At 64.9% G+C, this 23,096-nt stretch carries 24 protein-coding genes; 13 read left to right on the top strand and 11 right to left on the bottom strand.

Annotated elements, in window-relative coordinates; genetic code table 11:
- Window positions 1-130: 130 nt before the first annotated feature.
- The 5 genes from LDB05_RS02885 to LDB05_RS02905 form a co-directional block, all read right to left on the bottom strand.
- Window positions 131-1,222: an Mrp/NBP35 family ATP-binding protein gene (locus LDB05_RS02885; RefSeq protein WP_226006429.1), complete on the bottom strand. Its 1,092-nt coding sequence runs from the start codon at window positions 1,220-1,222 to the stop codon at window positions 131-133.
- A gap of 144 nt (window positions 1,223-1,366) precedes the next feature.
- Window positions 1,367-1,678: a hypothetical protein gene (locus LDB05_RS02890; protein ID WP_226006430.1), complete on the bottom strand. Its 312-nt coding sequence runs from the start codon at window positions 1,676-1,678 to the stop codon at window positions 1,367-1,369.
- Window positions 1,675-3,027, bottom strand: a complete 1,353-nt coding sequence (gene nrfD / locus LDB05_RS02895) for an NrfD/PsrC family molybdoenzyme membrane anchor subunit (protein ID WP_226006431.1) — start codon at window positions 3,025-3,027, stop codon at window positions 1,675-1,677. The genes LDB05_RS02890 and nrfD overlap by 4 nt, the downstream gene beginning before the upstream one ends.
- Window positions 3,024-4,688, bottom strand: coding sequence for a 4Fe-4S ferredoxin N-terminal domain-containing protein (locus LDB05_RS02900; protein WP_226006432.1), 1,665 nt, complete (start codon window positions 4,686-4,688; stop codon window positions 3,024-3,026). Before LDB05_RS02900 ends, nrfD begins: the two co-directional genes overlap by 4 nt.
- 232 nt (window positions 4,689-4,920) lie before the next feature.
- Window positions 4,921-5,595: a helix-turn-helix domain-containing protein gene (locus tag LDB05_RS02905; protein ID WP_226006433.1), complete on the bottom strand. Its 675-nt coding sequence runs from the start codon at window positions 5,593-5,595 to the stop codon at window positions 4,921-4,923.
- A 135-nt stretch (window positions 5,596-5,730) separates the two neighbouring features.
- Here LDB05_RS02905 and LDB05_RS02910 point away from each other — a divergent pair, with 135 nt between their 5' ends.
- The 8 genes from LDB05_RS02910 (at window position 5,731) to LDB05_RS02945 (ending at window position 11,480) form a co-directional block, all read left to right on the top strand.
- Complete coding sequence (locus LDB05_RS02910) at window positions 5,731-5,958, top strand: DUF2249 domain-containing protein (RefSeq protein WP_226006434.1); 228 nt, start codon at window positions 5,731-5,733, stop codon at window positions 5,956-5,958.
- Window positions 5,959-6,026: 68 nt separating this feature from the next.
- Window positions 6,027-6,260 (top strand): DUF2249 domain-containing protein, encoded by a 234-nt coding sequence (locus LDB05_RS02915; protein WP_226006435.1) that lies wholly within the window; start codon window positions 6,027-6,029, stop codon window positions 6,258-6,260.
- Between the two features lie 99 nt (window positions 6,261-6,359).
- The gene (locus LDB05_RS02920; RefSeq protein WP_226006436.1) at window positions 6,360-6,623 is read left to right on the top strand and encodes a DUF2249 domain-containing protein; all 264 of its coding nucleotides are present in this window, start codon (window positions 6,360-6,362) and stop codon (window positions 6,621-6,623) included.
- 87 nt (window positions 6,624-6,710) lie between these two features.
- The gene (gene cyoE / locus LDB05_RS02925; protein WP_226006437.1) at window positions 6,711-8,168 is read left to right on the top strand and encodes a heme o synthase; all 1,458 of its coding nucleotides are present in this window, start codon (window positions 6,711-6,713) and stop codon (window positions 8,166-8,168) included.
- 115 nt (window positions 8,169-8,283) lie between these two features.
- Window positions 8,284-8,433 (top strand): hypothetical protein, encoded by a 150-nt coding sequence (locus LDB05_RS02930; RefSeq protein WP_226006438.1) that lies wholly within the window; start codon window positions 8,284-8,286, stop codon window positions 8,431-8,433.
- A 4-nt stretch (window positions 8,434-8,437) separates the two neighbouring features.
- Window positions 8,438-8,980: a cupredoxin domain-containing protein gene (locus LDB05_RS02935; RefSeq protein ID WP_226006439.1), complete on the top strand. Its 543-nt coding sequence runs from the start codon at window positions 8,438-8,440 to the stop codon at window positions 8,978-8,980.
- A 2-nt stretch (window positions 8,981-8,982) separates the two neighbouring features.
- Window positions 8,983-10,728 carry a cytochrome c oxidase subunit I gene (locus tag LDB05_RS02940; protein WP_226006440.1) on the top strand — a complete coding sequence of 582 codons (1,746 nt, stop codon included), beginning with the start codon at window positions 8,983-8,985 and terminating at the stop codon, window positions 10,726-10,728.
- Window positions 10,729-10,757: 29 nt separating this feature from the next.
- Window positions 10,758-11,480 carry an aldo-keto reductase family protein gene (locus tag LDB05_RS02945; protein WP_226006441.1) on the top strand — a complete coding sequence of 241 codons (723 nt, stop codon included), beginning with the start codon at window positions 10,758-10,760 and terminating at the stop codon, window positions 11,478-11,480.
- A 304-nt stretch (window positions 11,481-11,784) separates the two neighbouring features.
- Here the strand turns inward: LDB05_RS02945 and LDB05_RS02950 are convergent, their stop codons facing one another.
- The 3 genes from LDB05_RS02950 to LDB05_RS02960 form a co-directional block, all read right to left on the bottom strand.
- Window positions 11,785-11,940 carry a hypothetical protein gene (locus tag LDB05_RS02950; RefSeq protein WP_226006442.1) on the bottom strand — a complete coding sequence of 52 codons (156 nt, stop codon included), beginning with the start codon at window positions 11,938-11,940 and terminating at the stop codon, window positions 11,785-11,787.
- A gap of 139 nt (window positions 11,941-12,079) precedes the next feature.
- Window positions 12,080-14,584 carry a heavy metal translocating P-type ATPase gene (locus LDB05_RS02955; RefSeq protein ID WP_226006443.1) on the bottom strand — a complete coding sequence of 835 codons (2,505 nt, stop codon included), beginning with the start codon at window positions 14,582-14,584 and terminating at the stop codon, window positions 12,080-12,082.
- A gap of 183 nt (window positions 14,585-14,767) precedes the next feature.
- Window positions 14,768-15,685 carry an alpha/beta fold hydrolase gene (locus tag LDB05_RS02960; protein ID WP_226006444.1) on the bottom strand — a complete coding sequence of 306 codons (918 nt, stop codon included), beginning with the start codon at window positions 15,683-15,685 and terminating at the stop codon, window positions 14,768-14,770.
- 233 nt (window positions 15,686-15,918) lie between these two features.
- Here LDB05_RS02960 and nirK point away from each other — a divergent pair, with 233 nt between their 5' ends.
- Window positions 15,919-17,007, top strand: a complete 1,089-nt coding sequence (gene nirK, locus LDB05_RS02965; protein WP_226006445.1) for a copper-containing nitrite reductase — start codon at window positions 15,919-15,921, stop codon at window positions 17,005-17,007.
- Window positions 17,008-17,458: 451 nt separating this feature from the next.
- Here nirK and LDB05_RS02970 read toward each other — a convergent pair whose 3' ends face one another.
- Entirely contained in the window at window positions 17,459-18,448 is a 990-nt protein-coding gene (locus tag LDB05_RS02970) for a transcription initiation factor IIB (RefSeq protein ID WP_226006446.1), read from the bottom strand.
- A gap of 196 nt (window positions 18,449-18,644) precedes the next feature.
- On the opposite strand from LDB05_RS02970, the gene gatC reads away from it, so the two are divergent.
- The 4 genes from gatC (at window position 18,645) to LDB05_RS02990 (ending at window position 21,630) form a co-directional block, all read left to right on the top strand.
- Window positions 18,645-18,923: an Asp-tRNA(Asn)/Glu-tRNA(Gln) amidotransferase subunit GatC gene (gene gatC / locus LDB05_RS02975; protein WP_226006447.1), complete on the top strand. Its 279-nt coding sequence runs from the start codon at window positions 18,645-18,647 to the stop codon at window positions 18,921-18,923.
- A gap of 2 nt (window positions 18,924-18,925) precedes the next feature.
- The gene (gatA, locus tag LDB05_RS02980) at window positions 18,926-20,194 is read left to right on the top strand and encodes an Asp-tRNA(Asn)/Glu-tRNA(Gln) amidotransferase subunit GatA (RefSeq protein WP_226006448.1); all 1,269 of its coding nucleotides are present in this window, start codon (window positions 18,926-18,928) and stop codon (window positions 20,192-20,194) included.
- 117 nt (window positions 20,195-20,311) lie between these two features.
- Window positions 20,312-20,725 carry a DUF8048 family protein gene (locus LDB05_RS02985; protein WP_226006449.1) on the top strand — a complete coding sequence of 138 codons (414 nt, stop codon included), beginning with the start codon at window positions 20,312-20,314 and terminating at the stop codon, window positions 20,723-20,725.
- A gap of 116 nt (window positions 20,726-20,841) precedes the next feature.
- Window positions 20,842-21,630 carry a formate/nitrite transporter family protein gene (locus LDB05_RS02990; RefSeq protein ID WP_226006450.1) on the top strand — a complete coding sequence of 263 codons (789 nt, stop codon included), beginning with the start codon at window positions 20,842-20,844 and terminating at the stop codon, window positions 21,628-21,630.
- A gap of 155 nt (window positions 21,631-21,785) precedes the next feature.
- On the opposite strand, the gene LDB05_RS02995 is transcribed toward LDB05_RS02990, so the two are convergent.
- Window positions 21,786-22,136: a helix-turn-helix transcriptional regulator gene (locus LDB05_RS02995; RefSeq protein WP_226006451.1), complete on the bottom strand. Its 351-nt coding sequence runs from the start codon at window positions 22,134-22,136 to the stop codon at window positions 21,786-21,788.
- Window positions 22,137-22,302: 166 nt separating this feature from the next.
- Window positions 22,303-23,082, bottom strand: a complete 780-nt coding sequence (locus LDB05_RS03000) for an NRDE family protein (protein ID WP_226006452.1) — start codon at window positions 23,080-23,082, stop codon at window positions 22,303-22,305.
- Between the last annotated feature and the right edge of the window lie 14 nt (window positions 23,083-23,096).

Consider the following 23,096-nt stretch of genomic DNA (forward strand, 5'->3'; position numbering starts at 1 on the left):
CGCTCGGGCGCGGTTTAACGGCAGGGGTACCGGAGAGGAGGGCTCGACGAGAGGGACGCGTCGCTCTCCGATCGTGACTGGCGTGAAAACGTGGGTACACCCAACTAGCGCTTTTCGAGTCGGTACCCGCTCAGTCTTCGGTCTCGGTCGGCAGCTTGTTCGTGGGTTCGTACGTCACGTTTTCGGAGACCGTTCGGCGGTTCTGTTCGCCGATCCGATCGGCGACCTCGCCGACGACGTCCTCGAGGTGACTCTGGACCTCGCTGTCGTCGTCCTTGACGAGTGCGCCCTCGCTGCCGTCGGCCCCGAAGTCGGGGTGGATCGGAATTCGACCCAGCAGCGGCACGTCGTACTTGTCGACGATGGTGTCCGCGCCGCCGGTCCCGAACAGCCCGTGCTGGTCGCCACAGGACGGGCAGACGAACGAGCTCATGTTCTCGACCACGCCCAGTACCGGGGTGTCGTGTTTGTTGAACATCTGAATCCCCTTTCTGGTGTCGTCTAACGCCATCTCCTGGGGCGTCGTGACGACGACCGATCCGGTCACCGGCATCGACTGCAGCAGGTTCAGCGTCGCGTCGCCGGTCCCCGGCGGCAGGTCTACGATGAGGTAGTCGAGCCGACCCCACTCGACGCCCTCGAGGAACTTCATCATGAACTTGTTGACCATCGGCCCGCGCAGGATCGCGGGGTCGTCGTCGTCCTCCATCATCATGCCCATGCTGATGATGCGGACGCCGTCCGAGCGGGGCGGCACGATCTCCTCGTTCGGCGTGACGCCGGGATCGCTCTCGGGAGGGAGTATCTGCGGGACGTTGGGACCGTGAATGTCGGCGTCGAGCAATCCGACGTTCGCGCCGCGCTTGTCGAGTCCGGCAGCGAGATTCGCCGCGACGGTCGTTTTCCCGACGCCGCCCTTCCCGGAGGAGACGGCGATGACGTTCCGAACGCGCGGGAGGACGTCCTCGTCGAAGCCGTGGTCCTCGCCGACGTGTGCCCGCAGGTCGGCCTCGAGACCGGCCTCCTGAATGACCTCGCGGATGCGGTTCCCCAGTTCCAGCTCCGAGGGCGCGTACGGCGCGTTAAACGCGAGCGAGATCCGGGCCGTTTCGTCGTCGATCGTGACGTCGTTGACCAGTCCCAGCGAGATGATGTCGTCGCCGAGCTCCGGATCCTCGACCCCCTCGAGTTTGATTTCGAGCTCGTGTTCTGTGATGCTCATAGTGTCGATCTACTAGCCGAATGAAGGGCGCGGAACGGCATACGTGTGATGGTTCGGTACGCGAGTGAAGAGAGACTGCAGGCTGGAACATAGCGGTCGTCGTCGCGAAAAATGAAGCGCTGGTCGGAGACGATACGGGTTCGGTTACGGCGGGCCGACGGCGCTGAACGGCTCCGGTGGGCCGCCATAGAAGACGATGCCGATCAGGACGGTCAGGATGAACATCCCGACCCACATCGACGTCGTCAGACCGACGAGGTAGCCCACGCCGAGCAGTCCGGACTTCGTGTCGCGGGGTTCACCGAGGAACCAGGCCGCGAGCATGATGTAGACCGGAACCAGGATGACGGCGAAGATGATCCAGGTCCCCTCGTTGGCGAATCCGGTGAAGCCGGCGGTACCGTCGTAGCCGTGGTAGAGCAGTTCCAACGGAACGGTTGTCAGTGATGCACTCATGCTTCCACCTCCGGTTCGGTCGCTTCCTCACTGTGCTCGTGGTCGCCGCGCAGGTGTTCGATCGCGTGGAGTTCGACCACCGGGACGAGCTTCGAGAGGTTGAGGAATAAAAGTGCAACCAGCGCAGTCGTTCCGACGAGCGAGAGCCACTCGATCGCGCTCGGGAAGTAGGTCCCGGGCGTGTTGGCGTAGATGTCGAACGTCGGGTGCAGGAACCCTTCGACGACGAAGAGGATCTTCTCGGTCAGGGTCCCGGTGAGGATGATGCCGCTGGCGAGGAGCGCTCGCTTCTTGCTGAACAGGGCCGGACGGATCCCCTGCAGGAAGATGTACACGAGCGTGCCGAAGATCATCGTCATCGCAACCTGGTAGACCGGGTGGGCGATCTTCGCCTCGATCGCGACCGCCTTGTTGGTCGGTCCGAGGAAGACGCCGTTGATGATCGTCTGGAGCTGGAACCACAGGAACAGCAGGGTGAAGAACCCGAGCCACAGGAGCAGCCCGCGGAAGATGTCGTCAGTGATGATGTGGTCCCAGTCGTAGGCGCGACGGAACGCATAGGAGATAATCATGATGCCGCTGATCGCCGACATCAGCGCGATGCTCAGGAACATCGGCCCCTGAATCGCGCCGGTCCAGCCGGGCATCGCCGGCAGGAGCGCGAACAGCCACGGGATGACGCCACCGTGGAGCAAGAGCGGGGCCATGATGATGACTGCGGCGGCGAGCCACCAGACCATCCGATCGATGACCTGGTCTTCCTTCTTGGTGTAACCGATCGTCATGATCTTGTAGACCGGCTCGAACATGTCCGGCAGATCGTCGCGCAGCCGGTTGACGTCGTAGCGCAGCGTCAGGCCGAGATAGGTCGCCGACAGCACGAAATAGGCCGTGATGACGGTCACGTCCCACACCAGCGGCGAGTTGTTGACCGTGATGTGGTAGTGGCCGATGACGCTCGTGACCATCCGGTCCGGACGGCCCATGTGGACCAGAATGTAGAAGCCGGCGGCGGAGAGGCCACCGATCGTGGTCATCTCCGCGAGTCGGGCGACCGGCATGTACCGGTCCATGCCGAGCAGGCGGACGGCGGCCGAGAGGATGATGCCGCCGTGTGCGACACCGACCCACCAGATGAACGCGCCGATGTACAGTCCCCACGTCGAGCCGCCACCGCTCCCCCAGTCGCCGAGGCCGGTAACGATCAGCCCCTGCTGAAGCTGGTAGGCCCAGGCGACGAGGAACGCGACGAGTCCCAGTGCTGCGGCCCCGTACAAGATGAAATATTTACTCGTGAGCGTGTTGATCGGGCGGAGGATGTCCGCCTCGGTTGGCTCCTTCGTGCTCATAGCGACACCCCGTCGATGCCGCCGACGGTCTCGTTATCGAGAGCCTCCTGCCGCTCGTCAAGCAGATCGACGTCCTCGTACTTGGTCGGTCCCTCGACCTGGTGGGCTTCCGGTCCGGGCTCCTGCCCGAGGTAAGTGACGTTCGGGTTCGTTCCGATGTCCTCGAGTAGCTGGAACGAACTCGGATCGCCCGTGTACTGTTCGAGGCGGAACTGCGCGTCCTGCTCGCTGCCCTCGCCGAGTTCCAGCGCCTCGAGGGCCGCTTCGCTCTCGAGGTCGACGTACTGCTCGAAGGCCTCGACGGACGCGACGATCTCCTGTTCGTTCCGGAGAATGCTGTTGTTCTCCTCGTCGCCGGGCTCGGTACCCTCGCTGACGATTTCGATCGACTTCATGATCGCGAGGATGCTCTCGGTGAGACCGTCGAGCGCCTCGATCGCGGTCTCGAGGTCGTCGCCGTCGCTGAGGGCGCTGTTGATCTGGTCCGGCGACGGAGCGGTTTTGGTGCTTTCGATGCTGTTCGTCAGGTGAACGATCGCGCGACTCTTGACCGGGTGCTCGCGGTGCTGGGACGGGTCGCTCCGCTCGTCTTTGACGTTCCCGAACTGGATCGCGCCCGGCGGACAGGCGGTCTCACAGGCGGACGTCCCGACCTTTTCTTCTCCCTGTTTGCCGTCCTGCATGGACGGACACATCGTACACTTGCTCATGACGCCGCGAGGTGCGCGGCTGTCGACCCATCGCTCGCCGTACTCGTACTCCGCGTGGGTGATCTGGTCGGGGTTCTCCGGATCCTCGTTCCCGTCGATGTCCTCGTAGTCCACGCTGGGCTCGTCCCACTGGAAGTAGTTGACGCCGTAGGGACAGGCGACCTGACAGTACCGACAGCCGATACAGACGTCGTAGTCGGTCAGGACGAGACCGTCCTTGTCGCGAGTGTGACGGGCCGTCGTCGGACAGACCTTCTCGCAGGGAGCGTCCGTGCAGTGCTGGCACGGTCGCACGAGCATGTTGAAGTCACTCCCCATGTTGAAGTCGGTGTAGACGTCGGTGTTGCCGTCTTCTCCCGGCCCACCGTGAAGTTCGTCCTCCCAGGCCATGACGTACATCCAGTTGACGCCCTCGTCGAGGTCGTTCTCCTGCGTACAGGCCGTCATGCACGTCAGACAGCCGTCACAGCGCTCGAGGTCGATCGTCATCCCCCACTGGGTATCGCGTTCTTCGGTCGTCTCCTGGCGGGGTTCGTTGTGTCCCCCTTCAGCGGCGATGTTCTCTTCGGGTCCGTCGCTGGCGGTCCCGAAGGCACCGAGCCCGACGGCCGCCGCGCCGACGCCCATCTTCTTCATCGTCTCGCGACGGGTCTCGTCCCCGTCGCCGTCGAAGGCACCGAGCATGTTGGAGACGGTTCCGCTCGCCTCCTCCTGTGCCGCCTCGTAGGCCTCCTTCGTCGGGCGCTCGTCCTCGCCGAACTCTTCCATCACGTCCTCGTGATAGCGTTCGTGGAATTCGGCTTCGGAGAGTTCGCCCTTCGTGACCCGCATCGCGTCCTGGGCCATTTCCATACCGAGATCGCTGTCGTACTCGGTATCGTCGAGCATCGTCTCGAGTTCGTCCTCCCACTCGTCCCCGAGCGGGTGGAATGATTCATCGTCCGTACTCATTAGATCAGAACACCTCTGTATATGACGCTGGTGTCATGCCGGAGGTACTGGACGGCATGCACTTGAAATCGTTCATTTGTGTGTCCTCATTCCCCGTCTCACAACCGTACTCGGATGAAGTACTGAGTCGATTTCCACTTCGTGAGAATCGAGGCGAATATGTTCGGACGTACAAATAGGTTGCCGCGGATCGATGCCGTCCGGTCGCCGGTCTCGGTTCGACGGCCCTGGTTTAAGTACGTGCGAGCTCCTCCTCGAGCGCCTCTTCGCCGTCGAGGCTCGGGAGATCTTCGACGAATCGCTTGATGATCGCTTCCTCGGCGCGGTGAAGCGTCTCGCTACAGGTCGACTTGGCGATATCCAGGTGGTCGGCCAGTTCGGTCAGCGAGGACTGGCGCGGCGTATCGTAGTACCCTTCGTCGACGGCCGCGGCGACCACCTCGAGCTGGCGCTCCGAGAGGAGTTGGCTCTCGTGGAGCCGCTCGCGGACGTGTTCGATCCGGTACTGCAGGCCGAAGTGCTCGAGTTGTTCGGCGAGTTCGGCGAGTCGCTCTCGGGAGCCCGTGACCTCGATCGACGCCTCGCCGTCCTGGATCTCGACCGGGAGTTCGATCGGCATTCCCGACTCTCGGGAGGAGAACAGCAGGAGCGGTGCCGTCGTCTCGAAGTGGACCGTCGCTTCGTTGTCGCTCCACTGGGCGAGCGTGATTTCGGTGAGCTGGGGGTGGTCGTTCATCGCGTCCACCACTTCGGGGACGACCGGACCGGCGATCCGAACGAGGGCGAAACCGGACTCCGACCCGGGGACGGCCGCGAGGACCCGAAAGGTCGCCTCGGGGTAGTCCGTCGATATCTGTTGGATCCAGACCTCTTCCGGCATCGTGAGGGACAGGGTTGCTTGGGCCATACGAACGTGTTCCGGTCGAAACTATATACGGGTAGTTACGAATATGTTCGGCAATTTCCCAACCGGTGGGAAGACGGAGAGTGACGAACACGTTCGCCCGAACGTCCAATCGCTCGTGAATCGAAGATGGATTCGATGGCAACCGAATCCACCGAACGAACGCTCGACGTCAGAGAAATCGACGGTCCCCCGTTCGACGACATCATGGCCGCACTGGCGGACCTCGAACCCGACCAGCGACTGCGATTGATCGCCCCGTTCGAGCCGGAACCCCTTTACGAAGTGCTCGACGACCGCGGGTTCGTCCACGAGAGCGAGGAACGCGACGGCGGTGTCTGGCACGTGCTCATCGAACACGCGTAACGATCCGAATCGATCTCGAACATGTTCGTACAAAAGTCGATGCGGGGCTCGCTCCGACTACGAATTGCATGACACGACTCGACGTCAGGGACATTCCACCGGTGAACCGCCATCCGAAGATCCACGACGAATTCGACGCGCTCGAGCCGGGCGAGTCGCTGACGATCGTCAACGACCACGAGCCCAAGCCGTTGTTCTACGAGTTCGAGGCCGAAGTTGAGAGCTTCGACGCCGACGGCTACGAGGTCGAACAGGTCGCGCCCGACGAGTTCGTCGCGACGTTCCCGAAAGTAGACGCATAGCGTCCAGGACGAGGACGCCTCGTCGCGTCTCGCACAGTCGGACTACGGCCGAACACGTACGGGGAGAAAGATAGCTACCGCGGAGCCGAATCAGCACGTATGTCATCACCCACCGCCGTCGTCGACCGCACCGATGCACCGCGCGATCGGCCGCGGGAGACCCTCGACGTTCGATCGCTCGGGCCGCCGAACCCCCTCCAGCAGACCCTCGAGTTGCTCGTCGAACTGCCCGACGAGACGGTGCTGGTCCAGCGCAACGATCGCGTTCCCCAGTTTCTGTTCCCGAAACTGGACGATCGGGGCTATCGCTACGAGACGGTCGAGCGGGACGACGACGTCGTGACCGTCATCTGGCGTGACTAGCGACGATTCCCGTTTGCCGATCCGATCAGCAACCCGTCCCGAACCGTCAGTTCGCAGGATAGCCGCGAGTGTAGCGACCGCTGACAGATGATAGATATCACAGACCGACGACGATTTGCGGACCTCCTTGCAACGACGACCGTCGCAGCGTACGTTCTCGTCGCACTCGGGACCGCGGTCTCGACGACCGATAGCGCGACGAACTGTTCGAGGTTCCTGCGGTGTTCGTCCGATCCGGCGTTCCTCTCGCTTTCCGGCGAGGTCCTGCTCTTCTGGGGCCACCGTCTCGCGGCCCTCGTCACCGGCATCCTCGTCGTCGCGTCCGGACTCGCCGTCAGGCGAACCGCTGTCGATCGTCGCGTGGCCCGGCTCGTCGGCTGTGTCGTCGTCCTCTTTCCCGTCCAGGTCGCGATCGGAGCCGCTATCCTCGTCGGGAGCCCCGCCATCGCGAGTACGGTTCACCTCGCACTCGCGATGCCCATCTTCGCTTGCCTCCTCGTCGCGCTCGTCGGGACGCTCGAGGAGAACCCCCGCGAGGAGATACCCCCGAACGGGGACACGGTCGCCTCGAGCGCGGGGAACCAGTCGGAACCCGTTTCGGCGGCCAACCACGACGATATCGAGGGGACGGCGAGATCGAACGAGCGACCGAAGGGATCGTTCGCCCGGCTCCGGCGGACGGGCGGCGCGTACCTGACGCTCACCAAGCCGCGGCTGATGTGGCTGCTCTGTCTCGTCGCACTCGCGGGGATGGGGTTGGCGACGCTCACCGGCGCGCCGCTCGAACCGACGACTGCGATCGCGACGCTCGCCGGCGGCGTCCTCGCCATCGGCGCGAGCGGAACGTTCAATCACGTTTACGAACGCGACCGCGATCGGCGGATGAACCGAACGCACGACCGGCCGCTGGTCCACGAGCTCGTTCCCGCCCGGAACGCCTTCGCGTTCGGGCTCGCTCTCGTGGTGACGTCGATGATCGTGCTCGTGACGTGGGTGAACGCGCTGGCAGCGGCGCTCACCTTCGCGGCGATCGTCTACTACGCCGTCCTCTACACGGTCCTGTTGAAACCCAACACCGCCTGGAACACGGTTCTCGGCGGCGGTGCCGGGGCACTCCCTGCAGTTATCGGGTGGGCCGCCGTCACCGGAACCGTCGGCGCGCCCGGGCTCGCCCTCGCGGCGGTGATCTTCCTGTGGACCCCCGCACACTTCTACAGCCTCGCGATCGCGTTTCGGGACGATTACGCGCGCGGCGGCTTTCCGATGTACCCCGTCGTCGAAGGCGTCCCGGCGGCGCGTCGACACGTCGCGTTCTACCTGGGTGCGACGTTGCTGGCCGCGAGCGTTCTCGGGTGGATTGCCGGACTGGGCTGGGTTTACGCGGTCACGTCCATCGCGCTGGGTAGCGTCTTCCTGCGGTCGGTGATCCGCCAGTACCGCACGCCGACCGACGAGGTCGCGCTCCGCTCGTTCTACGTCTCGAACTACTACCTCGGAGCGATTCTCCTCGCGATCGTCCTCGAGACGCTCGTCGTCGCCACCTGACCGGGCCGACGAGCCGCGACGTTCCACTCGAGCCAGCGCGATCCGCGTTTTCACGGGAATATGTGCGGGACAACGGATATGCAGATATCAAAACGAGTTCCGGCTGAACGAAACGATGACTGAACCACCTTCGAGCGAATCGGCGCCGGTGATGCAACGATTGTACGACCGCATCTGGTTACTCGCGGCGGCAGCGCTGGCGTTCTTCGCCCTGTCGTACGTCGCGTGGGGCTGGATAGACGTGTTCTCCGTTCCACTGGGATGATTCGATGACGTCACCGATCAAACCCCCGGACGGAAACTGGTGGGATCAACCGGTCAACAGACGCGAATCTATCTGGCTCGGGCTCGGGGTCGGCTGGTCGCTCATCCTCTTCGGCTGGATGAGTGCCTGGACGCGCGTGGGCGACCAGAACCCCATCGGCGAGACGTTCCGGATCGATGCCGAGGACTACCGCGAGAAGCTGTCCGACTACAAGGAACGGGCGACCGAGACCGACGACGGCCTCGTCCCGCCGGATCGAGACGTGTACCTGCAAGCGATGCGCTTCCAGTGGGACGGCGCGCCGGTCGTGCTCGAAACGGGGACGGAGTACGACATTCACCTGAACTCCTTCGACGTTCAGCACGGCTTTTCCCTCCGACCGGAGGACGCCCTCAGCAAACAGATCAACCTGCAGGTGCTGCCGGGCTACGAGTGGGTTGTCCCGATGACCTTCGACGAACCCGGGACCTACCACATCATCTGTAACGAGTTCTGCGGCCAGGGGCACAGGAGTATGCACGGCACAATCGTCGTGGAGGAGGGATAACGATGGCACACACGCTCGACGTTCTCGGCCTGTTCGACAACGAGTATCGCGACGACGGCTTCCGGACCTGTTCCGTGACGGGACTCGAGGTCCACCGCTCCGTCGACAACTACGTCAAACTGTTCGGCCTCACCGCAGTCGTCGCCCTGCTGTTCGGCGGCATCTTCGCCTTTACCGTCGCGATGACCCGCTGGGAAGTGATCGGGTTGCTCGAGCCCGCCGACTTCTACACGCACCTCAGCATGCACGCGTGGAACCTGCTGATCTTCTGGATGGTGTTCATGGAGATCGCCATCCTCTACGTCGGCGGCCCGATGGTGCTCGGCAGACGGCTCCCGATCACGACGGTCGCGAAGGCGGGATGGGCCGTCATGGTCGGGGGGGCCGTACTGGTCAACTACGCTATCTGGACCACCGAACCCCCCAACGAGGCACCGCTGTTGACCGCCTACGTCCCGATGCCCGTCTCACCGTTGTTCTACGCGGGCGCGATCGTCTTCATCCTGGGCACCGTCGTCGCGGCGCTGCCCTTCTTCGTGACGATGTGGTACGAGAAGCGCGAGAATCCGGGGAAGACGCTCCCGCTCGTCAGCTTCGCCGCGTTCGTCACGTCGATCATCGCCGTCGAGGCGCTGGTCGGCGGCCTGTTCGCGTTCGTTCCCACCCTGTTCTGGCGACTCGAGCTGATCGAGTGGTGGGACGCGGCCTGGTACCGCCAGATGTACTGGATCATCGGCCACGGGACCCAGCAGATCAACCTCGTGGCGATGATTGCTGTCTGGTACTTCCTGACCCACGTCGTCGCCGGCGCAGAGGTCGTCAGCGAGAAAGTCTCGCGGACGGCCTTCATTCTCTACCTCTTCTTCATCAACCTCGGGGCGGCACACCACCTGCTGTCCGATCCCGCGGTGTCGACCGGCTGGCGGCTCTGGAACACGTCTTATGCGTTCTACGGGGCGACGTTCGCGAGTCTGATCCACGCGTTCGCCATCCCGGCGGGGATCGAGGCCGGGCGGCGCAAGCGCGGGAAAGGCGGCGGCCTCTTCGGCTGGCTGACGTCCGCCCCCTGGTCGAACCCGGTGTTCTCCTCGACGATCTTCTCGATCATCCTCTTCGGATTCCTCGGCGGGATCACGGGCGTCATGATGGGGCAGCTCCAGCTCAACATGACCTGGCACAACACGTTCGCGACGGTCGGCCACTTCCACGCCACGGTCGTCCTCGGGACGACGGTCGCGTTCATGGGCCTGGCCTTCTTCGTGATCCGGACGATGTTCATGCGCCAGTACATCTCCGAACGGCTCGCGTCCATCCAGCCGTTCTTCTACTCGGCCGCGATGGGTGTCGCCGTCCTGATGATGATGTACGTCGGCATTCTCTACGGCGTCCCGCGCCGAACCGCCGAAGTCGTCGAGAACATCCCCGGGACCGAGTTCAGCCTCTCGGCCGCGGCGCCGCTGTTCGCTATCTTCGGGATCTTCGCCCTCCTCGCAATCGCGGGCGGGGTCCTCTTCGTCGTCGTGGCGGTCGGCTCGCTCGTCTTCGGCGACCGGGTCGAGAACGGGGACGACAACGCGGATCTCGTCGCCGACGGTGGTCTCGCGATGGCCCAGGACCCGGACGATCCCGTCCACGCCTACGAAATGCGCGGCACGTTCGTCCTCTGTCTGGTCTTCCTCGCCGCGTTCGCGATAACCTATCTGCTGAACTGGTATCTGCTGACCCAGCTCTGGTCGATCGGCGCCTGATCGACCATCCGTTTCGCTGATCACCACCCATGCCATCACACTCCGACGCCGACACGACCGCATCGCCGCTCGAGTCCGTGAAGCATCTCCTCCGACAGGCGTGGCGGGACTTGCTGAGCGTCTACTACGCGAACACGCCGATCTGGCGACTGTTCAAGAGCGCCGGACTGCTCTTCTTCGGGTTCTTCTGCTGGTCCGCCTCGAGTCTCGTCCTCTCCTACGGAATCGACTGGACGATCCTCGAGTACACGAGGGCCTACGGGTTCGTCCTCATCCTCTGGGGGCCGTTGACCCACGCCGTGATCGTCCCGCTCGTGATCCGGCTTCGACGGACCGCCGAGCACCCGGTGGTGCGGGCGATCGCCCGGAACGGGTCGAAAATCAACCTCTCGGTCTTTCTGGCCATCGTCCTGATCCTCGGGACGGCCCCCATCTCTCCCATGCTGCTCGACTTCCAGTCGACGCTCGAGAACGATTCGGGCTCGGACGTCAATCCGGATCTCTCCTGTACCCGGTCGGACGGCGTCGTCTCCTGTGAACTCTCCGAGTCCGAAGGGGTCGACAGCGTCGTCGTGATCAGCGGGAACAATCAGGTCACTCGCGTCGAGGAGCCGCCGTTCGAGTTCACGTTCCGCGAGGACGAACTCGAGGAGGTGGTCGGCCAGAAGGAGTTCGTCGTCGAACTCCGCGACGAGGACGACGACACCCTGCGACGGTACCGTCGGTCCGTCGCCTCAGTTCCGGAAGCGTAGACTCGATTTTGGTAGCCGGAGCGTGATCACCCTCGAGTATCGGGCGCGTTCGCTCGACCTTCCGTTCGGCCGTTCGTCCCTCGAACGACGGTACTGCGTGGCTCTCGGATCGACAGTCGTAGGAATCCACAGAGGGCAGCCAGCAGCATCCGAACGACCGCTGGCCGATCCCGGTACGATGTCCCCACAGCGTGATTCGGGTCGCAGGGATCGAGAGAAGATACGCCGTTTCCGGGGCACGGCTCCGGGCGCTCGTCGGAATTTCAAGAGGGAATCCTCCGAGAGGCAGCAGTCGGCCCAGCATTCACGTGCGGTTTCGAGGCCCCAACTGCGTCGACTCGTCGAGCGCGTATCCACCACCGCCGCCTCCATCGTCGGTCTCGTCTTCCGGCCCGCCACAGCCGGCGAGTACGACCGAGATGAGGGCCGCAGACGACTCGAGGAATCGTCTTCTATCCATGTATAGTGTTACCACTACTCGTCGATAAGTATACGGGGCGAATTACGTTCCAGATGCGGAACGGACTCACCTGCGTTCTCACGACGCCATACCCGAAACCGATCGACGTGCCGATGAGACGAATCGTCCCCACACGAGGTCACCGCTCGTCGTCGAGTACCGCCCGCGAGGAGTTGACGACGACGATGGCGCTGCTGGTCGCCATCGCAACGGCCGCGAAAAGCGGGTTTATCAGTCCCATCGCGGCCAGCGGGATCGCGACGGCGTTGTACAGCAGCGCCCAGCAGACGTTCTCGCGAATGCGCCGCCGGGTGGCCTCCGCGAGATCGAACACCGAACGGACGGCGCGGAGGTCACTCGAGGTGACGACCGCGTCGGCGGCGTCGGTCGCGCGGGCGGTCCCGTCACCGAGCGCGATCCCGACGTCCGCCGCGGCCAGCGCAGGCGCGTCGTTCGTCCCGTCGCCGACCATCGCGGTCACGCCCTCGCTGGAGAGTCGCCGAACGGTCTCGACTTTCCCGTCCGGCGGGACGCCCGCGAAGACGCGATCGACCGAGGGATGGTCACGAAACGTCTCGGTCGCGGCCGCGTCGTCGCCCGTCAGTACGACCACCTCACGGTCGGCGAACGATTCGAGGACATCGCTCCACTCGGTGCGCGTCCGATCGCCGACGACGGCGACGGCCCTCGCCCGCCCGCCGTAGCCGACGACCGCGGGGAGTCGACCCCGATCTCGAGCATCGTCGATAGCCGCCTCGAGCTCGGCCGGCACCGGGCCGATCAGCCGCTCGACGAGCCCCGGCGTGCCGACGACTACCCGCTCACCGTCTTGCCTCTCGTCGCCGCGATCCGGGCCGATGGCGGACGACACTGCTCCCTCGACCTCGACCGTCGCGCTGACGCCCTCGCCGGGATGCCGGTCGAAGTCACGCACTTCGATTCCGGCGCTCGACTCGTCGTCCGTCTCCGACTCGAGGCGGCCGCCGTCGGACGCGACGCGTGCGTCGGTCTCCGCTCCGTCCGATCCGTCCGCTTTTTTCGCCGCGGCGCGGGCGACGATGGCATCGGCAACGGGGTGTTCCGAACGGCGCTCGACGGCCGCGGCGAGATCGACCGCCTCGTCGTCTCCGTGGACCTCGAGGACCGTCATCTCGCCCGCCGTCAGCGTCCCCGTCTTGTCGAAGACGACCGTCTCGACGGTCGCTGCCGACTCGAACACCGTCGCGTTCGCGACGACGATCCCGCGCTCCAGGGCGTCGCGCAGCCCCGAAGCGACCGCTAGCGGCGTCGCCAGCCCCATCGCACAGGGACAGGAGACCACGAGTACCGTCAGCCCCGTGAGTACCGCGTCTCCCACGGCCGTTCCCGTGGTGAGGCGCCAGCCCGTCACGACGAGCGCGAGCGTCAGCACGAACGGAACGAAGATCGTCGCGAGTCTGTCCGCCAGTCGCTGGACGCCCGGCGTCGCGCTCTGAATCTCCCACATGAGCGTCGCGATGTGGTCGAGCGTGCTCTCGGCGTCCTCGCCGACCTCGACGACGAGCGCGCTGTCGGTCACGATCGACCCGCCGACGACCCGATCCCCTGGTCGTTTCGTGACCGGCAACGACTCGCCGGTGAGGACGGACTCGTCGACGGCCGCCGTTCCCTCGAGGACCGCGCCGTCGATCGGAACCCGTTCGCCGGGCCTGACGAGAACCTCGTCGCCCGCGACGAGCTGATCGACCGGAACCGTTTCCGCCCCCGCCGACGTTCGGCGGGTCGCCTCGCGAACCCGTGCGGCGGTGACGTCGGCGAGCAGATCTGTCGCCCGGCGTTTGACCCGGCGCTCGTAGTAGGTTCCGAGCGAGACGATCAGGATCACGGCGACGGTCACGTCGTAGTAGAGGTGCGTACTCCCCATCGCCAGCGCGACGGTACTGTACGCGTACGCCGAGACGGCTGCGATCGCGATCAACAAGTCCATGTTCGGTCGTCTCACTCGGAGACTGACGTACGCCCCCCGCAGGACCGGATAGCCGGTGTAGAACAACACGCCGCTCGTCAACACCCCGATCATCGCCATCGGCAAGTAGACGCCGACGGGTGAGGTCGCGTCGACGGTCAGAATTCCCGTCTCGATCCCGACGTAGCTCGGGTAGAGGTAGAACAGGTACCACGGCATGACGAGCATCGCCAGGAACCCGCCGGCCAGCAGCCGCTGGACCAGTTCCTCGTCGGCGCGGGCGGTCCCGCCGTCGTCATCGCGGAACCGGGCCTCGTAGCCGTACCCGGAGAGCGCCTCGGGGAGCTCCGCCTCGTCCAGCCGGTCCGGGTCGTAGACGACGCGGACAGTGTCGGTCGCGTAACTCGCCTCGACCGTCCGGATTCCGGGCTCCCGTTCGCCGAGCAGGGAAAGGAACCCCTCGCAGGTCGAACAGTGCATCCCCTCGACCGCGAGAAACGTCTCCTCGCTCCCATCGGGCACCTCGCGATCACCGCGTTCCGTCGCGCGGTCGACGACCGCCTCCCGGTCGAGATCGTCGACGTCCGCAAGGCTCGCGCTCACCTCGAGACAGCCGCGACAACAGAAGGTTCCCTCGACGTCCGCCGCCGTCACCGGTCGGTCGGGGATCGGGAGTCCACAGAGCGAGCAGGAACTCATTCCACGATCGATTGTCGTCCACGCGGCGGGTAGCCCTACCCCCGAACCCGTTCGGGGTGCTATTCTCGAGCGACGGAATCGATCCGGATTCACCGACGGTGCGATCGCCAGCGACGGCCCGCGATCACTGCGGGTCGCAAGCGACAGTCCGAATCTCGACTCGAGGAACCGAATACCACGCCGTCACTCCCGATCGATGTGCTCGAGGAGCAACGACGTCAACCGCGCCGGTGTCTCGCGTGGCACCCAGTGGCTCGTCTCCGGCAGTAGCTCGAGTCGACTCTCCTCACACCGGTCCGCGCTGTCGACGGCCAGCGCGGGGACGAGTGCGGTGTCGTCTTCTCCCCAGACGATGAGTGTCGGGACATCGACCCGCTCGGATCGCGGAATCGGCGGATACCGAGCGGCTGCCCGATACCAGTTGAGCATTCCAGTGAGTGCCCCGTCCCGACTCCAGGCACGACGATAGCGAGCCAGCTCGTCGTCGCGAAACGTCTCCGGTGCAGCCGTTTCGCGTAGCCCTCGCTCGAGGATGCGGTACTCGTCGTACTGCAAGACGCGCTCGGGTAGCCACGGAAGCTGAAAGAAGACGGCGTACAGGCTCCGGGACAGTTGCTCGGGGTTTGCGGTGACCTGCCGTAGATAGGCGGTTGGGTGCGGGGCGTTGACGACGGCGAGCCGGTCGACCGCCCCCGGGTGTCGGAGCCCGAGGTCCCAGGCGACCATGCCACCCCAGTCGTGTCCGACGACGTGTGCGACCTCACGGTTCTCCGTCGCGATCAGGTCGACGACGTCTCGAGCGGATTCCCGGACCCGGTACGATTTCACTCCACCGGGTTTTTCGCTCAGGTTGTATCCGCGCAGGTCGGGAATTAATACGCGATACCCGGCCTCGACGAGCGGCGGAATCTGGGCACGCCAGGCGTACCAGAACTCGGGAAAGCCGTGGAGAAGGACGATCAGCGGGTTCGTTTCGTCACCGGCGGCGACGGTGTGTAACTCGATCCCGTTGACGGTTCGTCGGTGCGAGTCAAGCCCGACCGACGAAACGACCGCCTCGACGTCCGAACCAGCGATCGTTGCTCGCGGGTCCGTTCTCATGTTTCGGACTGGACCGCGAGACGGCATACCGGTTGTGGACGACTACCAGCAAGAAACGCAGCGACGATCGGGGGCGAGCGGGCGACGGTGGTCAGAACCCGCTCCGATCACGATGGGCTGCGAGAGGGTACTTAACTGCCCACGGTATAGCGGGATCGGCCGATCCGATTACTATCTGCCGAGAATCATCTCTATACTTGATCATACGTCCACCGTTATCTATAGATAGGACGATGACCGAAACCCAATTCAACCGACGGCAGGTGGTGCAGGCGATCGGGGCGACCGGCGCGCTGGCGGTGGCCGGCTGTCTCGATGGCGATACGCAGGGGAACAGCGCGGAAACCGACGAGCCGGCGGGCGAGGAGGGACTGCCGGAAGCGAAGGCGGTCGACGTCGACCGGATCGCGCGGGACCCGACGGACGTTCCCGCGCCGGTCGATTGGGACGAGCCGCGCGAACACGACATCACGATCGAGACGGTTCGGCAGACGGCCGAGATCGAACCCGGGGTCACGTTCGAGTACATGACCTTCGAGGGGCAGGTTCCCGGCCCGATGGTCCGCGTGCGCCGCGGCGATCGGGTGAACCTCACGTTCGATGTCCCGGAAGACCTGAACGCGGCCGCGCACAACATGGACTTCCACGCGGTCTACGGGCCCGGCGGCGGGGCCGACGCGACCACGATCGCGCCCGGCGACGACCCGACCCAGATCAGCTTCACGGCCGACTACGCGGGGGTGTTCATCTACCACTGTGCGATCCCGAACATGGACCAGCACATCAGCAGCGGCATGTTCGGTTCGATCCTCGTCGAGCCCGAAGAGGGCCTCCCCGAGGTCGACCACGAGTACTACCTCGGCCAGCACGAGATCTACACCGACGGCGACGTCGGCGAGGAGGGCCACCACAGCTTCGACTTCGACGCCATGCTCGAGGAATCGCCGACCTACGTCGTGTTCAACGGCCAGGCCTACGGCTTCGCCCCCGACGGCGGCCAGCCGATGCAGGCCAACACCGGCGAAACTGCGCGGGTGTACTTCGCCAACGGCGGGCCGAACCTGCTGAGCTCGCTCCACCCCATCGGGAACGTCTGGAGCCGCTACTACCGCGACGGCGACCTCCTGAGCGAACCCGACCTGAACATCGAGACCGCGCCCGTCGCCCCCGGGACGACCACCGCGGCCGAAATGGAGTTCCCCGTCCCCGGCCCGGTCAAGATCGTCGACCACGCGCTGACGCGCGCCGCTCGCCGGGGCGCACTCGGCGTCGTCAACGTCGAGGGCGAACCGACCGAAGACCTCTACGACGAGGATCCGTGAGCGGGATCGGCCGACTGTTGACTCACTTTTTCGTTCGGGACCGTCCGCAACCCGTAGCGTACGACTTGTTTCGCTCGAATCCGCTCGAGAAGAGCCGGATGACCCGACCGCTGACAATATCGACTGCCGAGCGAACCGGTTCGTGGCTCGTCACTCGACCACCCACTGCTGATCGCCGCGCGCAGTCACGTCCAGACGCGGAGGCAGTCGGTCGAACAGAAGTGAAGCTGGACGTGATCTTGCCTTGCCGGTTCGACGTAGGTCGTTAACGTGTATGCAACCTCGTCGGCGTCGCAGTTATCGCAGTGCATACTCGACGACTCGAGGAGATCGACCTTGAGTATAGATCGATTAAATCGATCGGGCGCGAACGGCCGTCCCGGTAGTACTGAATTACGAGTCGGTAATCATCTATTGAACAGTCGATCCGACGGGCGGTTCGACGAGCGACTCAGACCGTCGCCCCGTCCTCGGCCTCGAGCAGTTCGTGATACCGGTTCCGGATCGTCACTTCGGAGATGTTCGCGACCTCGCCGACGGCGTTTTGCGTGACCTGTTCGTTTGTCAGGAGCGCGGCGGCGTACACTGCGGCCGCGGCGAGGCCGACGGGAGACTTGCCGCTGTGGATGCCCTTCTCTTTGGCCGTCGACAGCAGCCCGCGAGCGCGCAGTTCGGTTTCGTCGGAGAGCTCGAGCTCGCTGGCGAAGCGAGGCACGTAACTTTCCGGATCGGCCGGCTGAATCTCGAGCCCGAGTTCGCGGACGACGTAGCGGTACGTGCGGGCGACTTCGTCCTTGCCGACGCGTGAGACGGCCGAAATCTCGTCCAGGCTCCGTGGTGTCCCGGCCTGACGGGCGGCGGCGTACAACGCGGCGGTCGCGACGCCTTCGATCGATCGTCCCGGAAGCAAGTCGTCCTCGAGCGCGCGTCGGTACACGACGCTGGCGGTTTCCCGGACCGTGTCGGGGAGGCCGAGCGCGGAGGCCATCCGATCGATTTCGCCCAGCGCCTGCTTGAGGTTGCGCTCTTTGGAGTTGCGAGTCCGGAACCGTTCGTTCCACGTTCGCAGGCGCTGCATCTTCTCGCGCTGGCGGGAGCTCAGGGATTTCCCGTAGGCGTCCTTGTCCTGCCAGCCGATGTTCGTCGAGAGTCCCTGGTCGTGCATCATGTTGGTCGTCGGCGCGCCGACGCGGGACTTCTCGTCCTTCTCGGCGGCGTCGAACGCCCGCCACTCGGGGCCGCGGTCGATCTCGTCTTCGTCGACGACCAGCCCACAGTCCGTACAGACCGTTTCGGCGTGCTCGTCGTCGGCGACGAGTCGACCACTACACTCCGGACACTCCTCTCGCTGCTGTGTGCTCTCGACCGCGGCGTCGCTCTCAGCTTCGGACTCGGTCTGGTCTCGCTCGTCAGTCCGCGTTCGTATGGGAATATCAGTCATTGTCGCCGAATCGTGAACCTGTCGCTGGAAAACTGTCTTTCAACCTAGTGTAACGGATTGCTGTCACTTAAACGCTGGGGTTGCAACCGGGAGTACCGAACCGAAGACGCGGTCGACCGGTCGACACGGAGGGCGCACCCATCGATGCGCCACCGGTATCGAAACCCTTACTCTCCGGAGGCCGGTGCGAACACGTATGAGCGACGACGCCGTCAGCCCCGAGGAGGTCCGCCACGTCGCGGATCTGGCCCGCGTCGACCTCGACGACGACGAGGTCGACCGGTTCACCGAGCAGTTCGCGGACATCCTCGAGTACTTCGAGACGCTAGATGAGGTGCCGGAAGTCGATCGGGACGCCGACCTCGCGAACGTAATGCGGCCGGACGAGGAACGCGCCTCCCTCGACAGCGAGGAAGCGCTTCGGAACGCGCCGGAGACCGAGGACGGCTACTTCAAAGGACCGAACGTCTCGTAACCATGTCGGACAACATTTTCATCACCGAGGAACGGATCGAGGGCGCCGAGGACGGCCCCCTCGCCGGCAGGACTGTGGCAGTCAAGGACAACATCTCGACCGAGGGCGTTCGAACGACCTGCGGGTCGAAGATGCTCGAGGACTACGTCCCGCCCTACGACGCGACGGTCGTCGAACGGCTCACGGACGCCGGCGCGACGATCGTCGGCAAGGCCAACATGGACGAGTTCGGCATGGGAACGACCACCGAAACGTCGTACTTCGGCGAGACGGACAACCCCGCCGCACCGGGCCACGTCCCGGGCGGGTCTTCCGGTGGGTCCGCGGCCGCCGTCGCCGCCGGCGAGGCGGATCTCGCGCTGGGATCCGACACCGGCGGCTCCGTCCGCTGTCCCGCCGCGTTCTGCGGCGTCGTCGGCATCAAGCCCACGTACGGCCTGGTCTCGCGGTACGGCCTCGTCGCCTACGGCAACAGCCTCGAGCAGATCGGGCCCTTCGGCGAGACCGTCGAGGACGCCGCGGCGCTGCTCGACGTGATCGCCGGGAGCGACGAACGGGATGCAACCACTCGTAGTGAGGGCGACGACTCGAGCTACGCCGCCGCCGCCACGGGCGACGTCGACGGACTCTCGATTGGCGTTCCCACGGAGCTACTCGAGGGGGCCGACGAGGGCGTCGTCGAGACTTTCTGGGACGCTATCGACGAGCTCGAGGACCGCGGCGCCGAGTACCACGAGGTCTCCCTCCCCTCCGTCGAGCACGCGGTCGAAGCCTATTACGTGATCGCGATGTCGGAGGCCTCCTCGAACCTCGCGCGGTTCGACGGGGTTCGCTACGGGCGTTCGGGCGGCTACGACGGCAACTGGAACGAGGCCTTCGCGAAAGCCCGCGAGGAGGGCTTCGGCGACGAGGTCAAGCGCCGGATCCTGCTCGGGACCTACGCGCTCTCGGCGGGCTACCACGACAAGTACTACAAGAAGGCACAGGACGCCCGGGCGTGGGTCAAGCAGGACTTCGACGAGGCGCTGTCGGAGGCCGACGTGCTCGCGTCGCCGACGATGCCGGTCCCGCCGTTCGAACTCGGCGAGAGTCTGGACGATCCCCTCAAGTTGTACCTCGCCGACGCGAACACGGTGCCGGTCAACCTCGCGGATCTGCCGGCGATCTCGATCCCGGCAGGCGAGACCGACGGGCTCCCCGTCGGCCTCCAGTTGGTCGGTCCTGCCTTCGGCGAGGAGCGGTTGATCCGCGCCGCGAGCGCGCTCGCCTGACGAATCGACGGGAGACCGATCCGATATCGATGGGGCAACACAACTCATTGGGCATAGATTTTTATACCAATTTCGCTAACAATAGTCGTAATCAACCAGTGGTTGGGTTAGAATGTCATGAAGATCGCACAGAACCAGGAAGTCGAGTTCGACGAGTTCTCGAGGGCGTGTGACCTCGTCGAGGCGTATTTCGGCGACACAATCGACGACGTCGCGTTGCACGCACCCGTGTCGCGTCGACAGCTCATCGCCGTTCTCGCTCGCGCACAGCTCTCGGGACGCCAGTTCACGATCGACGGGCTGACCCGACAGGGCGAGGTCGTCTACCAGTCGAACACCGAGACCCTCCTCTGGCTCGACGGCGGGTTCTGGACCGATATGCGCGGGCAACACCACCTCGAACCCAACGAGGGACGAGCCGCACGGGAGGTCCACCGACGGCTCATCGAGGCCCTCGACGGCGACGTTTCGTACTATAACCGCGAACGGGATCCGTTCGTTCTCATCGAGCGATTCGATCCCTACGAGTAACGCCCGGCGGCAGGACGGCGATCGAGTCGTGCTGTTCCGTACCGGTGTGTCGTCGCTGTCGCGGCCACAGCGTATTCATGTCCGGCACTTATTCGTCAGCGAACAGTACTTGCGCTGTGTCCGTTGCGCCGGATCCCGACGAAATATTCGAGCGGGCGGTCGCGGAAGGCGAACGGCGGCTCGACCAGTCGCTCCTCGAGCTCACGGCGACGAGCTTTATCGCGGGGTTTACCATCGTCTTCGGCATCGCCACGCTGGGCGTCGTCGACGCACTGGTCGAACCCCAGTTCGGTGAGGTCGCACACGTCGCGGGTGCGCTCACCTTCGGGATCGGCGTCGTCTTCCTCGTCGTCGGGCGGTCGGAACTGTTCAACGAGAACTTCTTCGATCCGGCCGCGAAGGCGGTCGATGCGGACGATTCGTGGCTGCTCTGGCCGCTCTTTCGTCTGTGGATCGTCACCCTCGTCGTCAACCTCGTCGGCGGATTCCTCTTTGCACTCGTTTTCGCTGTCGACGGCGTCCTTCCGTCGGGGTCGGCACACGCCCTGTCCCGGACCGCCGAGGGGATCGTCAATCGACCGATACGAGGAATGTTCGCGAGCGCCATCATCGGGGGCGCGCTCGTGAGCCTCCTGTCGTTCCTCTTGGAGGCCGTCAACAGCGTCGGCAGTCGCATCACGATGGCGTACGTCGTCGGATTCCTGCTGGCTCTGGGCCCCTTCGATCACGTGATCGTCACTGCCATCCACGTCTTTTTCGGGCTTCTCTTCGGCGCCGGCGTCAGCTACGGATCGCTGGTCGAGACCGTCGTCATCGCGACCGCGGGGAACCTCGTCGGCGGAATCGGACTGGTCACGTTCACGCACGTCGCACAGGTACACGGTGCAACGGAATCGAACGGCTGACTCCGGCGAAACCGGACTAGATGGCCGGTTCGCCGTCGACGAACCGATGAATCACCGAAAATGGGGTCGCGGTATCGAACGCTCGAGGCGCTCTCGGCGCGACGAATCGGGGACGATCGGGGGCCGAATCCGGCTCGACCGTCAGACCGGGCGGCTCACTCCTCGTACGCGAGGTTCATGATCCACTGCGAGAAGGCGTCGCTGTTGGGATCGACCTCTTCCTCACCGATGAACGGCGAGAGCATGTCGCCGGCCATCAACAGGGTGAAATCGAGGTCTCGAGCGGTCGGCGAGATGTAGTATGTGTTGTGCCCGTCGTAGACGGTTTCCTCGCGGTCGACGAGTTCCTTCTCGACGAGCGATTCGACGATCCGGCTGCCCTTCCGCGAGGAGACGTCCAGTTCCTTCCAGAAATCGCTCTGGTGAATCCCCCCGGACTCGCGAACGAGCTCGAGGCCGGCCCGCTCGTCCTCGGAGAGCTCGGCTTCGGCCGCCGAAACGCTCACGGTGACCACCTCGCCGTGCGCGCGGCTACAGGCAGGAGTGCGTCCATATCCATACGAGATGGAGCGAGCCGCTTAAATGTGCCCTTCCCCGTCGAGCACCGATTATCGGCACCGCCTTCGGTTGCCGCTTCGTTCTCGATCCCCGCGACGGCCGCGATCGCGGCCGTCACTCGGCCCGTGTACTTCCCTCGAGACCCGTCTCGAGCGCGTCGTCGGCGAGTCTGACGTCGTCGTAGCTCGTCCGACAGGGCGGGCCGGGTGCGAAGGCGTACTGCTCCGTCTCGGGGCCGAGTGCAATCAGCGAGGACGATTTCGTCCCGAACCCGTCCCGGTGGATGCAGACCCCGTACTCGTGATCGCCGAGCACGTCGCCCGCTCGCTCGAGCCAGTCCAGTACGGTCTCGTCCGGATCTGTCGCGAGCGCGTCCCGCACCGCTCGGGCGTTCGCCGCCTGTTCCTCCCCGATGTCGGACCGAGCCGGGGGAGCGTCGACGTCGTCGACCGCGACGTTGACGACGACGTGAACGCCGGGATCGAACGTCGTCAGGGAGAGCGCCCCGTCCCACTGGAAACAGAACGCGTCCGCCGCGTCAGCGACGACGAGGTAGAAACCGCTGTACTCGTCGTCCTCGACCGCATCCTCGACGATCGATTTCGCGTCGGCGGCGGACCGCGCCTCGAGCACGTCGGCGACGAGCAATCCCCGCGAGCGGTCACCGGCGAGGTCGGCGTCGGTCCACTTGTTCGTGATCCCCGCGAAGACGCCGTGCTCGTTGTAGCCGATCCAGGTCCCGCCGGCCTCGGCGTCCCTGGGTGCGACGACCAGCGGCTCCTCGTCGTAGACGGCGGGCGGAACTGACTCCCGTCCCAGCGCCTCGTCACGATTCGCGGCGACTGCCACCGGTGCCTCGTCGAAGACCTGCCAGGCGAGCGTGAGCGTACACACGCAACTGAATAGGA

Origin of the sequence: Natrinema salinisoli (assembly GCF_020405205.1) — an archaeon.
GTDB classification, from domain to species: domain Archaea; phylum Halobacteriota; class Halobacteria; order Halobacteriales; family Natrialbaceae; genus Natrinema; species Natrinema salinisoli.

What these genes read in the sequence shown, in the direction of transcription:
- LDB05_RS02885 (WP_226006429.1), bottom strand. Translation starts at nt 1,222, where the DNA reads ATGAGCATCACAGAACACGAGCTCGAAATCAAACTCGAGGGGGTCGAG.
- LDB05_RS02890 (WP_226006430.1), bottom strand. Translation starts at nt 1,678, where the DNA reads ATGAGTGCATCACTGACAACCGTTCCGTTGGAACTGCTCTACCACGGC.
- nrfD (WP_226006431.1), bottom strand. Translation starts at nt 3,027, where the DNA reads ATGAGCACGAAGGAGCCAACCGAGGCGGACATCCTCCGCCCGATCAAC.
- LDB05_RS02900 (WP_226006432.1), bottom strand. Translation starts at nt 4,688, where the DNA reads ATGAGTACGGACGATGAATCATTCCACCCGCTCGGGGACGAGTGGGAG.
- LDB05_RS02905 (WP_226006433.1), bottom strand. Translation starts at nt 5,595, where the DNA reads ATGGCCCAAGCAACCCTGTCCCTCACGATGCCGGAAGAGGTCTGGATC.
- LDB05_RS02910 (WP_226006434.1), top strand. Translation starts at nt 5,731, where the DNA reads ATGGCAACCGAATCCACCGAACGAACGCTCGACGTCAGAGAAATCGAC.
- LDB05_RS02915 (WP_226006435.1), top strand. Translation starts at nt 6,027, where the DNA reads ATGACACGACTCGACGTCAGGGACATTCCACCGGTGAACCGCCATCCG.
- LDB05_RS02920 (WP_226006436.1), top strand. Translation starts at nt 6,360, where the DNA reads ATGTCATCACCCACCGCCGTCGTCGACCGCACCGATGCACCGCGCGAT.
- cyoE (WP_226006437.1), top strand. Translation starts at nt 6,711, where the DNA reads ATGATAGATATCACAGACCGACGACGATTTGCGGACCTCCTTGCAACG.
- LDB05_RS02930 (WP_226006438.1), top strand. Translation starts at nt 8,284, where the DNA reads ATGACTGAACCACCTTCGAGCGAATCGGCGCCGGTGATGCAACGATTG.
- LDB05_RS02935 (WP_226006439.1), top strand. Translation starts at nt 8,438, where the DNA reads ATGACGTCACCGATCAAACCCCCGGACGGAAACTGGTGGGATCAACCG.
- LDB05_RS02940 (WP_226006440.1), top strand. Translation starts at nt 8,983, where the DNA reads ATGGCACACACGCTCGACGTTCTCGGCCTGTTCGACAACGAGTATCGC.
- LDB05_RS02945 (WP_226006441.1), top strand. Translation starts at nt 10,758, where the DNA reads ATGCCATCACACTCCGACGCCGACACGACCGCATCGCCGCTCGAGTCC.
- LDB05_RS02950 (WP_226006442.1), bottom strand. Translation starts at nt 11,940, where the DNA reads ATGGATAGAAGACGATTCCTCGAGTCGTCTGCGGCCCTCATCTCGGTC.
- LDB05_RS02955 (WP_226006443.1), bottom strand. Translation starts at nt 14,584, where the DNA reads ATGAGTTCCTGCTCGCTCTGTGGACTCCCGATCCCCGACCGACCGGTG.
- LDB05_RS02960 (WP_226006444.1), bottom strand. Translation starts at nt 15,685, where the DNA reads ATGAGAACGGACCCGCGAGCAACGATCGCTGGTTCGGACGTCGAGGCG.
- nirK (WP_226006445.1), top strand. Translation starts at nt 15,919, where the DNA reads ATGACCGAAACCCAATTCAACCGACGGCAGGTGGTGCAGGCGATCGGG.
- LDB05_RS02970 (WP_226006446.1), bottom strand. Translation starts at nt 18,448, where the DNA reads ATGACTGATATTCCCATACGAACGCGGACTGACGAGCGAGACCAGACC.
- gatC (WP_226006447.1), top strand. Translation starts at nt 18,645, where the DNA reads ATGAGCGACGACGCCGTCAGCCCCGAGGAGGTCCGCCACGTCGCGGAT.
- gatA (WP_226006448.1), top strand. Translation starts at nt 18,926, where the DNA reads ATGTCGGACAACATTTTCATCACCGAGGAACGGATCGAGGGCGCCGAG.
- LDB05_RS02985 (WP_226006449.1), top strand. Translation starts at nt 20,312, where the DNA reads ATGAAGATCGCACAGAACCAGGAAGTCGAGTTCGACGAGTTCTCGAGG.